This window comes from Listeria valentina (assembly GCF_011800755.1).
In the GTDB taxonomy this organism is placed as follows: domain Bacteria; phylum Bacillota; class Bacilli; order Lactobacillales; family Listeriaceae; genus Listeria; species Listeria valentina.
In genome coordinates this window covers 1-13142 of sequence record NZ_JAATJW010000066.1, presented here as the reverse complement: position 1 = coordinate 13142, position 13142 = coordinate 1, and the positions used below count along the sequence as shown (strand labels likewise).

At 38.9% G+C, this 13142-nt stretch carries 14 protein-coding genes; 5 read left to right on the top strand and 9 right to left on the bottom strand.

The features are described 5' to 3' along the window. Positions 1-107: 107 nt before the first annotated feature. The gene (locus HCK02_RS11730) at positions 108-965 is read right to left on the bottom strand and encodes a YihY/virulence factor BrkB family protein (protein ID WP_167630296.1); all 858 of its coding nucleotides are present in this window, start codon (positions 963-965) and stop codon (positions 108-110) included. A gap of 125 nt (positions 966-1090) precedes the next feature. Between HCK02_RS11730 and HCK02_RS11725 the strand changes: the two genes are divergently transcribed. Then, positions 1091-1315: a DUF1128 domain-containing protein gene (locus HCK02_RS11725; protein ID WP_167630295.1), complete on the top strand. Its 225-nt coding sequence runs from the start codon at positions 1091-1093 to the stop codon at positions 1313-1315. Here HCK02_RS11725 and HCK02_RS11720 read toward each other — a convergent pair. Further along, positions 1312-2112: an AAC(3) family N-acetyltransferase gene (locus HCK02_RS11720; RefSeq protein ID WP_167630294.1), complete on the bottom strand. Its 801-nt coding sequence runs from the start codon at positions 2110-2112 to the stop codon at positions 1312-1314. The genes HCK02_RS11725 and HCK02_RS11720 overlap by 4 nt on opposite strands. Positions 2113-2165: 53 nt before the next feature. Beyond that, entirely contained in the window at positions 2166-2924 is a 759-nt protein-coding gene (map, locus tag HCK02_RS11715; protein WP_115754030.1) for a type I methionyl aminopeptidase, read from the bottom strand. A 196-nt stretch (positions 2925-3120) separates the two neighbouring features. Here map and HCK02_RS11710 point away from each other — a divergent pair, with 196 nt between their 5' ends. Next, positions 3121-3573, top strand: a complete 453-nt coding sequence (locus tag HCK02_RS11710) for a flavodoxin (protein WP_167630293.1) — start codon at positions 3121-3123, stop codon at positions 3571-3573. A 27-nt stretch (positions 3574-3600) separates the two neighbouring features. Here the strand turns inward: HCK02_RS11710 and HCK02_RS11705 are convergent, their stop codons facing one another. Then, entirely contained in the window at positions 3601-3951 is a 351-nt protein-coding gene (locus tag HCK02_RS11705) for a hypothetical protein (RefSeq protein ID WP_167630292.1), read from the bottom strand. Between the two features lie 234 nt (positions 3952-4185). Here HCK02_RS11705 and HCK02_RS11700 point away from each other — a divergent pair, with 234 nt between their 5' ends. From HCK02_RS11700 to mreBH, 3 genes are all read left to right on the top strand, one after another. Further along, positions 4186-5418, top strand: a complete 1233-nt coding sequence (locus tag HCK02_RS11700) for an aminopeptidase (protein ID WP_167630291.1) — start codon at positions 4186-4188, stop codon at positions 5416-5418. Positions 5419-5509: 91 nt separating this feature from the next. Next, positions 5510-6778, top strand: a complete 1269-nt coding sequence (locus tag HCK02_RS11695; protein WP_167630290.1) for an MDR family MFS transporter — start codon at positions 5510-5512, stop codon at positions 6776-6778. A 135-nt stretch (positions 6779-6913) separates the two neighbouring features. After that, on the top strand, positions 6914-7909 hold the full coding sequence (gene mreBH / locus HCK02_RS11690) for a rod-share determining protein MreBH (RefSeq protein ID WP_167630289.1): 996 nt from the start codon (positions 6914-6916) through the stop codon (positions 7907-7909). Between the two features lie 288 nt (positions 7910-8197). Here the strand turns inward: mreBH and HCK02_RS11685 are convergent, their stop codons facing one another. The 5 genes from HCK02_RS11685 to HCK02_RS11665 all read right to left on the bottom strand — a co-directional run bounded on the left by HCK02_RS11685 (position 8198) and on the right by HCK02_RS11665 (position 12769). Beyond that, positions 8198-8542 carry a hypothetical protein gene (locus HCK02_RS11685; protein WP_167630288.1) on the bottom strand — a complete coding sequence of 115 codons (345 nt, stop codon included), beginning with the start codon at positions 8540-8542 and terminating at the stop codon, positions 8198-8200. A gap of 13 nt (positions 8543-8555) precedes the next feature. Beyond that, positions 8556-10562 carry an SA1320 family protein gene (locus HCK02_RS11680; protein ID WP_246215595.1) on the bottom strand — a complete coding sequence of 669 codons (2007 nt, stop codon included), beginning with the start codon at positions 10560-10562 and terminating at the stop codon, positions 8556-8558. Positions 10563-10580: 18 nt separating this feature from the next. Continuing rightward, positions 10581-11456, bottom strand: a complete 876-nt coding sequence (locus tag HCK02_RS11675; RefSeq protein WP_167630287.1) for a DUF1672 family protein — start codon at positions 11454-11456, stop codon at positions 10581-10583. 115 nt (positions 11457-11571) lie between these two features. Beyond that, on the bottom strand, positions 11572-11979 hold the full coding sequence (locus tag HCK02_RS11670) for a hypothetical protein (protein ID WP_167630286.1): 408 nt from the start codon (positions 11977-11979) through the stop codon (positions 11572-11574). A gap of 109 nt (positions 11980-12088) precedes the next feature. Beyond that, positions 12089-12769, bottom strand: coding sequence for a hypothetical protein (locus HCK02_RS11665; RefSeq protein ID WP_167630285.1), 681 nt, complete (start codon positions 12767-12769; stop codon positions 12089-12091). Between the last annotated feature and the right edge of the window lie 373 nt (positions 12770-13142).

Genomic DNA, 13142 nt, shown 5'->3' with positions numbered 1-13142 from the left:
CATATAAAAAACTCCTAGATTTAATCTAGGAGAATATTTTTTATATTTCCTCTGTCTACTTGACAGAGAGTGGTTCACAAGATAAAGGGCTATTTTCTTGCTCTCATTTAGTTGATTTCACCAATGACACGTTTTTGCTTCAAGACCGCAAAAGCCGCATTGAGCTCCCCGCCAACCATTAAAATAATTCCTGTTAAGTAAAACCATAACATTAAGATAATGATGACACCAATACTCCCGTAAGTAGCGGAATAATTAGCAAAGTTGTTCACATAATACGCAAACCCAAGTGAAGTGAGCGACCAACCAACAGTCGAAAAAATAGCTCCCGGCAAAACACCTAGGAAACGATTTCGCTTAGCTGGTGCTACCCAGTATAAAAAGACAAAGACAACAAAGATCACCACTACTGTAATTAGCCACCGTGTATTATTCCAAAAATCCACGAATTCTTTTGAAACATGTAAATGATTAAAAATAAAAAGTCCGATTTGCTGACCAAATACAAGCAGGATCAAAGTTACACCAATTGTTGCAATCATCGCAACTGTGAAAACCATTGACAAGAGTCGTTGTAAGATAAAATTGCGACGGTCTGTTACATTATAGGCTTTATTTAAAGCCTTTGTTACGGCATTCATTCCGTTTGACGCCGACCAAAGTGTGGCAATAATCCCAATTGAAAGGAGTCCCCCATTTCGTTTTGATAGAAGCGAATCGAGGTTTCCTTCTAAAAAGTTGATAATTTCTTTTGGAGCAAATTCTTGAATTAAATTAAACACAGAATCTCTGTCAATATTTACATAGGCTAGCAAAGTTGCAGCAATTAAAAGCATTGGAAAAATAGAAAACAGCATATAATAAGCTAACTGCGCTGCATTCCCGGAAACATCATTTTTACCGATCTGTCGAATAATCAATTTCGTAATTCGATAAAAGCGATTGCTCGTTATTTTTTTTAGCACGACTTTCCCCTCCCTTCGATAGAATGAAGCGCTAAGCTTTCTCTCAATTATAAACTAGCAAAACTCGCATGTCCCTTTATTTTATGATAAAATCAACAATATTACGAGCAAAAGGGGAATAAAAAATGAATTTAGAACAACCCAGTCAGGAAAATGTGGATTTTATTCTTAAAAAAATTACTGAAAAGCTCAAGATGGTTAATGCCTCGGCTTTTGAAAATATGAAGCTTGAACAAGTGCACTATGATTTATTAGTGGAGCTTTATCAACTTATTTCTCGCAAAAATTCCTTCAGTCCACGGGAAATGCAAATGTTCGCTGAAGAATTAAGTACAATTCGGAAAAGCTAATGATCAAAATAATGCGTGGCAAAATCTACCAAAGCATTCATCTCAAAAATTTTAGAAGGCGCAAGGGCAATTTGTTTTTCAAATTTCCCTTGTGTTTTTTCAAATACTTCACCAACTTTTAAAAACTCGTCACTGTTGTAAGCTTTTTCTTCATAACTTTCAAAAATTCGTTTTCCTGCCTTCATTTTAGCAGCAGTTCCCGTCTTAACAGGAATTTTTATAGAGTGTTCTTCCGCTAAATGAAGCGATGTGTTTTTATCATGATCGACGCCAAACAAAACAATTTTAGCGTTTTCTAATTGATAGAGTTTTCCAAGCGGAGACTCATCTCCAAACCCGTGTGAAAGCGAATGATTTGCAACAACCCAGTCCGCATGCTTCCCCCACGCTGTAAATGAATAATAAGGATGGTCGCTTCGGACAACGTCCTTTAAAGCTCGAAAACTTTCAGCAATGACGCCCATGCCCGAGCTCGGCGTCCGGTTCTTGTCAAAAAGTGGCATGTTTTGTCTAATTTCTTCCCACCACTCTTCTGGAACCGGAGGATTCTCCCAAAATTTCGGATCGCTTAACCCTCCTGTTTGTGCTGGCATAACGAGTGTCCCTTCTCTCGTCAAGAGTTCTTGAAGCGCATCAATCACTGCAATCGCTCCGCCACAAACCCATCCCGCTTGCGAAAGTGCAGCATGAAAAATAATAGTATCTCCTTTTTTTATCCCCGCATTTTGAAATTCCTTGATTAATCGATCCACAGTAAAAGGCACACTTGAACGGTGGACCGAAGCTTTTTCACTCATCTTCATTTCCCCTTTAAAAAAACTGCAACATCCATGCCGCAGTTTTTTGTTTGTTATTCATTTTCGCCTTGGTAAGTCAAAATCTCGGGTCCATTTTTCGTTATGGCGATGGTGTGTTCATACTGTGCAGATAAAGAACCATCAACCGTTCTCGCCGTCCAGCCATTATCATCCATTTTCGCTTTCCAGCCGCCAATATTTACCATCGGCTCAATCGTGATAACCATGCCTTCTTTCAGTCTTGGTCCTTTTCCGGGTGCGCCATAATGCGGTACCTCTGGTTTTTCATGAAGAGTTGGTCCAATACCGTGTCCGATAAATTCACGAACTACGCTTAAATTTTCATTTTCTACATAAGTTTGAATGGCATGACCAATATCTCCAATCCGGTTCCCCACTTGTGCTTGCTCAATTCCAAGGTATAACGATTTGCGCGTTACATCCATCAAATGTTTGACTTCATCAGTGACATCGCCAACAGCGTATGTCCAAGCGGAATCTGCAAGGGCTCCATGATAGTTAACAACCATATCCACCGTAATAATATCACCATTTTTTAGAGGCGTTTTTCTTGGGAAGCCGTGACAAATTTCATCATTGATACTCGCACAAGTCGCGTATTCATAACCTTCAAATCCTTTTTGCTCTGGTGTTGCACCTTTACTACGCAAGAATTCATCTGTAAAAACTTCAATATCCCAGCTTGTTACGCCAGGTTTAATCATTTTAGCAATTTCTTTATGGGTCTCAACTAAAATATCGCCAGCTTTTTTCATTTCATCAATTTCGCGGCGCGATTTAAGTGTAATCATTGTCTGCTTCATCCTCTCCTAGAAAATCCACTATCCTTAATTATAACGCGCTACTAAAAGAAAAGAAAGCAATCGGCAAAAAAAGGTTGCACAATTTAGCAAGACATTTATAATAGAAGTGTTAGTGAATCCATTTATAAAGTTATCTTTGGGATAGCTTTTCAAAAAATATTTCAGAAAATGGTGGTATGAGAAAATGGCAAAAGTGATGATTGTTTACGCAAGCATGACGGGAAATACACAAGAAATCGCTGATATTCTTGGTGAAGAGCTAGAAAAATACGATATCGAAGTTGAAATTGAAGAATGTATTAACGTTGAGCCGGAAGAGCTACTGGATTACGATGGGGCTTTAATTGGTGGCTATACGTATGATGATGGACAACTTCCTGATGAATTCGTTGATTTTTATGAAGATATGGCCGACGTTGACTTTTCTGGGAAAGTTTGCGCTTCTTTCGGTTCCGGTGATACTTTTTATGATGAATTTTGTTTAACGGTTGACCTCGTTGAAACTCGCTTGAAAGAAAAAGGCGCAACAGTTCCTGTTGAAGGTCTTAAAGTCGACTTAGACCCAGATGAAGATGATGTGGAACGCGCTGAGGCGTATGCCAAAAAATACGTCGATGTGTTACTTGAAAATGAATAAAAAAGATGCCGAACTAGGCATCTTTTTTTAATGCTGCTTTTTAGGGATGAAAATAAAGAGTGCAAGAATACTGCAGATCGTACAAGTAACCGGACGCAGGAAAAGGAAGGAATCATAAACCGGTTCCATGAAAAAACCACTGAAAGCTAATAGTGCCCACAAAATGACTGCGCAAACACTTCTATTGCGATTCTGTTTCCCGAATAGATACAAAATCCCCGCAATAATCATCCCAATCGTAATGATATAGCCAAAAATATCCATTGCCTGTTCAGAAATCGTAAATATATTTATTTGGATGCGGTCAGCGATTTGTATTTGATTAACTAATCCAATAATCGCTACAACAAAAGATAAAATACTGATAAAAATCCTCATTTAAAAAATCCATTCTCGTTTTTCTTTTCATTATAGCAGAAAACTGTTTGCTGAAAATAGTTTTGCTACAAAATTCACAAATTTGTCGTAAGTTTACTGCTTTTTCTTGCTTAAGTGAATAAAAAACAACAACTAACAGAAAATTAGTTTTATTTAAAAGGTTCCAAATCCCGTTGCTTTCCGCTTCATTTTGCGCTACTATAAATCTATGACATTTAAGAGAGGTGTGAAATAATGACAACTTTTAATGAAAAATTAAACAAATATGCAGAGCTGATCGTAAAAACTGGGGTCAATGTCCAGCCAGAGCAAAAAGTGGTAATCAATGCGAGCATTGATTCAGCCCCACTCGTTCGCTTAATCGCTAAACATGCGTTTCTTGTAAAAGCGAAAGATGTTATCGTAAACTGGACGGACGAAGGCGTCACCCTTGAACGCTATAAAGGTGCTCCACTTTCTGTTTTTGAGGAAGCGCCCGAACATCGCGTAAAAGAACGGACCGAGCTCGCTGAAGAAGGAGCTTGTTTTATTTCCATCGTCTCAGAAGATCCTGACCTATTAAAAGGTGTCGATGGACAAAAAATCGCTGCTGGTCAAAAAGCTATGGGCGCAGCGCTTAAAGAATTTCGCGAGCTAACGATGTCCAATGCCATTAGCTGGACGGTTGTTGCGGCGGCTTCTACCGGTTGGGCTGGGAAAGTTTTCCCCGAACTACCAGAAGCTGAACAAGTTCCAAAATTGTGGGAAACTATTTTTGAAACGACACGCATCAACACAGCTGACCCGATTCAAACTTGGAAAAAACACGACGAAACTCTTTATGCGAAAGCAAAAGATTTAAATGAAAAGCAAATTAAAACGCTTCACTATACAGCCCTCGGAACGGATCTTTACATCGGACTTCCAAAAGATCATGTTTGGGTTGGTGCAGGTAGTTACAATGAAAAAGGGCACGAATTCATGGCGAATATGCCAACAGAAGAAGTTTTCTGCTGTGCTGAAAAAACAAGTGTAAATGGCTATGTTTCGAGCACAAAACCGCTTAGTTATGCAGGAAATATCATTGATAACTTCAAACTTACTTTTAAAGATGGAAAAATAATCAAGGTAGAAGCTGAAAAAGGACAAGAAATCCTTGAAGATCTAGTTTCAACAGACGAAGGTTCTCACTATTTAGGCGAAGTGGCGCTCGTTCCAGATCCTTCACCGATTTCGCAAAGCGGCATTCTTTTTTACAATACACTGTTTGATGAAAATGCTTCGAATCACTTGGCAATTGGAAGTGCATATGCTTTCAATATTAAAGGTGGCGAAAACATGACTCGTGCGGAACTAGATGACCGCGGTGTTAATACAAGTCTTGTTCACGTCGACTTTATGATTGGTTCAAATAAAATGGATATTGATGGTGTGACAGAAAGCGGCGAAACTTTACCTGTCTTCCGAAACGGGGACTGGGCTTTCTAATTCCTTTTTTCATTGAACACATATGCCGTGCATTTCGTTACATTTTCTTCTCAGGAGAAAACGGAAACTTAACACGGAAGAAGGTATATGCATGAAATTTAGAGATTGGGACGTCAATTTAAAAGTGCGTCTATTTGGGGAAGCGCTGCTCGATATTTCTTTCTGGACAGTCTTTCCCTTTCTGACGCTATATTTTTCTGATTCGATTGGACGCGCATTAACGAGTATTTTACTTATTTTTTCACAAATTTTAGCAGTGATCACGGCGCTTTTTGGAGGCTATTTTGCAGATACGTATGGCAGGAAACGGATGATGAGCATTTCGGTAATTGGTGAGGGCATTGGCTTTTTGATTTTTGCTCTCGGTGCCACATCTTTCATGCACTCCCCTTACCTGTCTTTTGCGGGATTCGCGCTGGCGAGTGTTTTCATGTCGTTTTATCAACCTGCCAGTCAAGCGATGATCGCCGATGTGGTGGATCCAAGACATCGTAGTCACGTTTATTCCATTTTCTATATGATGGTCAACGTGGCCGTTGTTGTTGGTCCTATTCTTGGTTCGATCGTCTTTCATGACTTTACGGTTGAAACGTTACTCGCAATCGCCTTTTTCGACCTTGTCTTGCTGATTTTGCTGCAAAGATTCGGGCACGAAACGGCTCCGCTTGCATTAAATCCAGAATTGCGAAAAGAGCAAGGCAGCAAGTCGCTTGCCACTGTTATCATGGAACAAATAAAAAATTACACGCTGATTTTTAAAGATAAGATTTTCTTTCTTTACATTTTAGCAGGCATTATTATTTCTCAAGCGACAATGCAACTTGACTTGCTTTTCCCACTTTTTATCAAAGAAGAAATTGGCAATTCTACACTATTTGGGATTTCGCTAACCGGGGAGCAACTTTTCGGACTCGTTGTCTCGATCAACGGCTTTTTCGTAGCTGCACTCACTGTTTTCGTAACTCGCATCATGAGTCGCTACCGGGAAAAATTTGTATTTATGAATTCTTCCTTTTTATTTGGGATCGGGCTCTTCTTATTCGCAGCTGTTGCGACGCCATACGGTGCCATTGCCGCAATCATCATCTATAGTTTTGCTGAACTTATGACAGTCGGCATCCAACAAAACTTTGTTTCAAAATTAGCACCAGAAGATAAACGAGCGATGTATTTTTCCGCAGCTGGTTTGCGTTATAATCTTGGAAAAGTGATCGCACCACTTGCTATTACACTTTCCGCCGTAATTGGTTACTTTTTCACTTTCTCGATTATTGCAATCCTCGCATTTTTAAGCGGAATCATTTATTATGTCATGTACGTCAAATATGAAAATAGTTCACGATCTGAGCACTCGATTTGAGTGCTCATTTTTCATTTAGTTAACAAATTCTTGTCATTTCTGTGATTTTCGTTTAAATTAGACAAAGCAGGGAAAAAATAACAGACGTATTTTGTAACTGTAAAAATAAGTGTAAAAATAGAAAGTGGTGTTGAAATGTTTGGAACTACTACAATCGGTATTGACTTAGGAACAGCCAATATCTTAGTTTACAACCAAGAAAAGGGAATTATCTTAGATGAACCATCCGTTGTGGCGGTTGATACAAACACGAACGATGTCCTCGCTTTTGGACATGAAGCAAAAGAAATGATGGGAAAAACACCTGCGAATATTGCAATCATTCGCCCAATGCGTGAAGGAGTGATCGCTGATTTTGACGTAACAAGCGGTTTACTCCAACAAATCATGAAGCGAATCAATGCTTCTGAAGGAAGTTTTCGCAAGCCGAACGTCGTGGTCTCAACACCAAGTGGCGCTACTTCTGTAGAACGTCGTGCAATTAGTGATGCCGTGCAAGCGGTTGGAGCAAAATCAGTAGTTTTAATGGAAGAACCGGTAGCAGCTGCAATCGGTGCAGACCTTCCTGTTTCTGAGCCAGTAGCCAATACGGTTGTTGATATCGGAGGCGGAACAACAGAAATCGCGATTATTTCTTATGGTGGCGTTGTTTCAAGTACATCCATCAGAACTGGTGGCGACCACATTGATGAAGAAATTATCAACTACATTCGTAAAGAATACAACTTATTAATTGGTGAAGCGACCTCTGAGCGCGTGAAAAAGGAACTTGCTTATGCACCTGTTCCGCATGCAGAACTCAAAGCAGAAATCCGCGGACGCGACCTTGTAACTGGGCTTCCAGAAACGGTCACGATCTCTTCCAATGAAATTCAAAGTGCAATTGAAGAATTGCTTGAACGAGTTCTCGAAGCGATTCGACTTACACTTGAAAAATGTCCCGCAGAACTAAGCGGCGATATCGTCGATCGTGGTATTGTACTAACCGGTGGTGGAGCACTTATTCAAGGATTCAAAGAATGGTTAGTTGAACGGATTGATGTCCCCGTACATATGGCGCCGGAACCACTTAAATCCGTAGCAATCGGAACTGGCAAATCACTCGACTATATAAAAATGATTTCTAAATAATAAACAGACCGCTAACGTTGATTTTTGTATCACTCCCCAAATGGTCAGATTTCTACATTCAAAAATGGCTTAATACCAATGATAACAAGAAACATGAACGATCAAGATAACAAAACAAAACAAAAGAATATTATATTTTTTAGGGGCATTTTAGGGGCGTGAAAAAAAAAAAGACCATTTTGCATTAGGGGCAAAATGGTCTTTTTTTATATGTTTTTATCTCGTAACAAACATGTATAAAAAAACAGACTACACCCCAAAATTTCTGTAGTCTGTTTCTTTTGCTCTTCATTTTTCCATCATGGATTCAAAAAACAAATCCAGTAACTTGTCTCCTTTTTCTTGTTGTTCTTTTAAATGTTGCTCTGCATGTTGCACAAATTTCCGCGCATCTTCAACAGCACGATTCAAACGGCGGCTGCATAAACCGCCTTCTTCACGAATATGACTAAGTAAGCCTTCGAAAATGTCTCCTTCTGCCTGTTCTAGCTCCTGTGCCATTTTCCACACGTATTCTTTTTTTCCTTCTTCAAAATGGTTTAAATGCTCCCGCTCCTTTTCCAGTGTTTCTTTGGCTGCTTTTTGGCGAATTTGATTAAGCTCTAATTCTTGGATAAGCTCTTCTTGTTCCATCTTCTCCGCCCCCTTACACGTCAATACTGCCGCGCTTGAGTTGACCGATAAGTTCGGTTAAATTCGTCACTATTTTGTCCGCCAACTTGTCCAATGCCTCAACCGCTACAGCTTTGTTGTCGCTTAGTTGATATTTTATATCTTTGAAAACAGCTCGGGAACTTTCATAAATGTTAACCGATGCCTTATTCAGTGCGATCACGTTTTGGAATTGCGTTCCCTCAAATAGCGCGGTATCAATATAAGGGCGGTAGGCTTCTAGCACATCATGCAAGCCACCCCCGCGTAAAGAGCGCACAGCGGTTTTGATGGATTCAAGTGCTGTTTGGTAAGGTTTTAGCGCGTTAATAGCTTGAGTAAGTAAAATGGGAATAGCCTCGTCTAAATTTGTAAAAGGAACATTAAGACGTTCAAACGTTCCCCGCGCGTTTTTTAGTCCTTGGATAAAATCGTCCACAGTTTCGTCTAATAAGCTTAATGTACTTGAAAAATGACTAATAACGGGGTCAAGGGAGGACACAGCATCTTCACTAAATCGCTTATAATTATTATCTAGTAATTTCTGCTTTTTCCCCATGCCATCCTTAAGCGCTTTTGATTCTTGTAACGTAAAATCCGAAGTGGCAGGCGGTGCGGATGCGCGTTCTACTTTTTCAGTAGCGGTTAACAGCTTATCCGCTTTTTCTAGCTCTTTCGATACATAAGTAACCTGTGTCCCGAAGGTCACAATTTGATTGGTCACGACCTCTTTATTTTCATCTATAATTTTATAATGGGCTTTCAGTTCTGCCACCATACCATCATTGAAGAATTCGTTATCTATCCCTTTAAAGAGTTGAGGAACAGCGTACTTTTTAAGTGCATTTAGCTGGGTGATAATGTCATCTAGTTGTGTGACGGTATTGACAATAAGAATGGGTAAATCGACGGACGTCGCGATTAAACCGTCAAATTTTCCCAAAAAGTTCAATAAAAAGTCGGTAACGACAGACGACGTTTGAAGCTTGTTTATCGCCTTGACTGCCATTGAAATTGCCGGGTTCCCCGATTCTATCGTGTCGCGTAGAAACTCATAGCCCGCCATTGTCGTCAAGGCTTTTCCGAAGCTCCCTTGTCCGATTAAATCGTCAAAACTGTCTGTTAGCTTCGTTGTTCGGTCGTCTAGCTTGTTGCCTTCTCGTTCGACAATATCGACCGCATGGTCAACGTGAGACTGGGCGGTGGTAATTTGTCCTTTCATTTTCGATACCATGGCATCCGCTAAGATTTGCATATTTTCAGGGTTAACATCTATCTTATTCCCTTTTCCGCCTGTGAGCACTTCCCCACTCCAAACGCCAACGGGCAAATAGGCATCAGCATCGATGAGGACTTCTTCTCCGTCTATTTTGATGGGGTCGGCATAACCCGTGTGGTTGGACGCGAGTGTCGCAAATAAAGGCATATTGTTTTTCACGATTACATTTTTACCCGGCAAACGTTTCATGTACCTCGCACTTCGTTCACCTAGCGTTAACGGGTCGTATTCACTCATGTAGTTGGTTATATCGGGATTTTTTTGCGAATATTTTCCGTCTGGCAAAATAGCAGGGTTATACGTCACACTTTTAACCTCATTGTTAGACGCCACGTAGTTTCCAAGCCCTCCACCTAAAGAGTTTCCTCCAACATAGCTAATTTTATATTTTTTACTCATCTTCTTATAGGCTTTATCTGCCGCTTTTAATTGTTCGTCGGGGATATTTCCGGGCAAGGTTGCGTCGGTGATAATGTCCTTACCGCCATTTTTTTGTCCTTGCGTTCCTTGGAAAATCATACCGACTTCGCCAGTTTTTGTGTTTTCCACAATCATGTAATCGAGCCCAGATTTAGTGTTATATTTTCCTTCTTTAACTCGATAAGTTTTTACTTGACCATTAACATCTATAAATTCATCTCGTTTAGGTTCTTCATAAACTACTCTGCCACTCATTTCTATAATATCTAAGTCAGATGTTCTTAGCTTTTCTGATGTTGGCACTTTTTACCATTCCTTTCTTTATTTTTGGATATCACCAGTCTCTATGTTGTCCCCATCTGGTTGACCCACACGGTTTACGATAAAATTCTTATAAATAGACGTACTATATGTAGCTTTAGGAAGTCCCTCTTCATTTTTTAAGTCTTTTCCAATTTCATCTGCCACTTCTTGTTTAGGTAAACCAGCATCGATATTAAAATAATGTATTGCAACATACATTTTTTCTGTTTCCTTCTCAAATAATTCCCGCAACTCTATCGAAGAGATGTTCGGATTTTGCAAATAAGCGTTATAAACCGCCTTAAACTCTCCAGCTATAGGAACAAAATAATAACTTTGTTCATACCCTGATGATTGTGTCTTATCTATGGTTTTTTGGTTGAGTCCTTGTAATTTATATTTTTTCGCCTCTTTTTCCACAAAAGCATCTAGCCGTTCAAATTCTGCCGTGTATGCTTTAACATACAAGCCACTAAGAATCGCGCCCTCTACTTCTCCTTCTTGCGAATACACGTTGGACGGTGGGTCTAATTCTTTTTTCATCATATCAAACCCGACGATGACAGAAGTATGAAATTGAATGGGCTCTTCTGCCTCCACTTTGACCACTGCGGCATCTCTAGCAGGTACAACATTATTCACTTTTACATCAGTTTTATATTTATCTTTCATGTATGCGATTGCCCGTTTTTTAATTTCGGCTTCGTTCTTTTCGACAATTGGTTTAGACTTATCACCATCAACCAAGCTAAACCCCTGCCCTTTATAGTCCGCAACGGGTGTTGTCCCGTCGTCTGCTTTCTTTTCTTTTTCGTTTGAATTTCCCATAAATGAACACCCTCCCAGTAAAATAGATAAACCAACTATAGAAATCGCCATTTTTTTGAAGTCCATCTTCACGCCCCTTTTCTCTGTTTATATGAGAAATGCCTCTTATAGTATACAATAAGAGGCACTCTTTTAGAAGTAGAATCCAAAGTTTTCAGACTACTAATTCATTTTCGAAACACTACACATAATAAACTCTAAATTCTCTTTTATATCTTCGATTTTTGCCTTTTTCATTTTTCGTATGATAACCTCCTGTTCCCGTTACTTGACTATCAGTTCCTTTCACAATACTACCTTTAGGGAATAGCCCAGTTAAAACACTGAATTTATTTTCTTGCCAAACCCAATAGGATAAAAAATAGTATTTTTCTCCTGTATTACGATCATGTACAAATGTATGTTGGTTTCTTTTCGGTTTCAATAGCCTCTTTAATAATTTTTCAGGATTGTACGTTCTTTTATCATTTATTTTTCGAAGAAGAACCAAGATCATTTTTTCTAGCAATTTCATAATTGCATAAATGAAAGCTAGGCAAGCAACGAAATATAAAATGTATTTCCCAAATTGAATCCACTCTTGTTCCATCAAATAACACCTCTTTTATTTAAATACAAGCTGGAACAGATTGACTAGGCAAGAGAAAATGAGACGACACTATAGTAGAAAAAACAACAGCTTTTTAAATTTTTTCCTTTTATTGCTCTCTAAGTTTCGCTAGATCGACAGGATCTCCATATTTTTCCATGACTTTTTCTTTCGCTTCCTGTATAGCTTTTTGTGCTTCTTCTTTTTTATACCCAGCTTTTATAGCCATCTCCACTTCCAATAACGCCATTTTCTGACTATTCTCCATGTAGGTTGGTTGATCAAAAGACTGATCCAACTGTGCGCGAACCTCTTTACCATTCGTTTCGTTTAGCGTTAAAATGATCGCCCGCTGCTTTTGAACTGTATCTAACACATATTGGTAAGCTTCTTTGTATTTTTTCAATAAATCAGGATCCACACCCAAGCGCTCGAACTTCCGCATTCCTTCCTCTGATTCTTTATGAATCGCTGTATAGCGTTTGTCTAAGAATTCATTCGATAACTCTTGAACAAACCCATATGTATCACGATTCATTCCCTCTTGGATATTGTAACCAATGTTTCCATCCATATTGTCTAAATAAATGATTTCTGCCATGGTTTTCTCCATCGTTTGAGTAAAATCAGCGAGAGAAAAAGAAATCTTCTTTTCCTTTTTTGGCTGTTTGTGTACCACAGTGGATTTTTCCTTGCTTGCCTCTTTTTTGTCAGTCGTTTCTTCTCCGCACCCTGCCAAACTTAAGACTAAACTTGGAACTAAAATAGCTCCCATGATCCCTTTTTTCAATGAAATTATCTCCTCTTTATGTATTGTTTTCTTGCAAGTATAATATACCATATTTTAGAAATGAAATTGTGTCGAATTTATGAACTTTTTATTGAATCATATACAAAAAATACCACCAACTTGTGGAAGCTGATGGTAAAAAAGGATTAAGTACCTGATGAATGGATAAAAATAATCGCTAAGGATTCCCCTACCTAATGAGATAAGGGGAATCTGTTACTTTACCCAAACTTATTATAACATATTTCCTTGTTTTATAGCGTGACAATTTTGTGAACTCTTGTTGAAAAACACAAAAGTGATACACTCCCTATAAAGTAGACACTAGGAATAAAAAATCTAGTTCACTTTAGAAGGAGTGTATTTTGTTATG

What these genes read in the sequence shown, in the direction of transcription:
- HCK02_RS11705 (WP_167630292.1), bottom strand. Translation starts at nt 3,951, where the DNA reads ATGAGGATTTTTATCAGTATTTTATCTTTTGTTGTAGCGATTATTGGA.
- HCK02_RS11675 (WP_167630287.1), bottom strand. Translation starts at nt 11,456, where the DNA reads ATGGACTTCAAAAAAATGGCGATTTCTATAGTTGGTTTATCTATTTTA.
- HCK02_RS11720 (WP_167630294.1), bottom strand. Translation starts at nt 2,112, where the DNA reads ATGAGTGAAAAAGCTTCGGTCCACCGTTCAAGTGTGCCTTTTACTGTG.
- HCK02_RS11710 (WP_167630293.1), top strand. Translation starts at nt 3,121, where the DNA reads ATGGCAAAAGTGATGATTGTTTACGCAAGCATGACGGGAAATACACAA.
- HCK02_RS11695 (WP_167630290.1), top strand. Translation starts at nt 5,510, where the DNA reads ATGAAATTTAGAGATTGGGACGTCAATTTAAAAGTGCGTCTATTTGGG.
- HCK02_RS11700 (WP_167630291.1), top strand. Translation starts at nt 4,186, where the DNA reads ATGACAACTTTTAATGAAAAATTAAACAAATATGCAGAGCTGATCGTA.
- mreBH (WP_167630289.1), top strand. Translation starts at nt 6,914, where the DNA reads ATGTTTGGAACTACTACAATCGGTATTGACTTAGGAACAGCCAATATC.
- HCK02_RS11670 (WP_167630286.1), bottom strand. Translation starts at nt 11,979, where the DNA reads ATGGAACAAGAGTGGATTCAATTTGGGAAATACATTTTATATTTCGTT.
- HCK02_RS11685 (WP_167630288.1), bottom strand. Translation starts at nt 8,542, where the DNA reads ATGGAACAAGAAGAGCTTATCCAAGAATTAGAGCTTAATCAAATTCGC.
- HCK02_RS11725 (WP_167630295.1), top strand. Translation starts at nt 1,091, where the DNA reads ATGAATTTAGAACAACCCAGTCAGGAAAATGTGGATTTTATTCTTAAA.
- map (WP_115754030.1), bottom strand. Translation starts at nt 2,924, where the DNA reads ATGATTACACTTAAATCGCGCCGCGAAATTGATGAAATGAAAAAAGCT.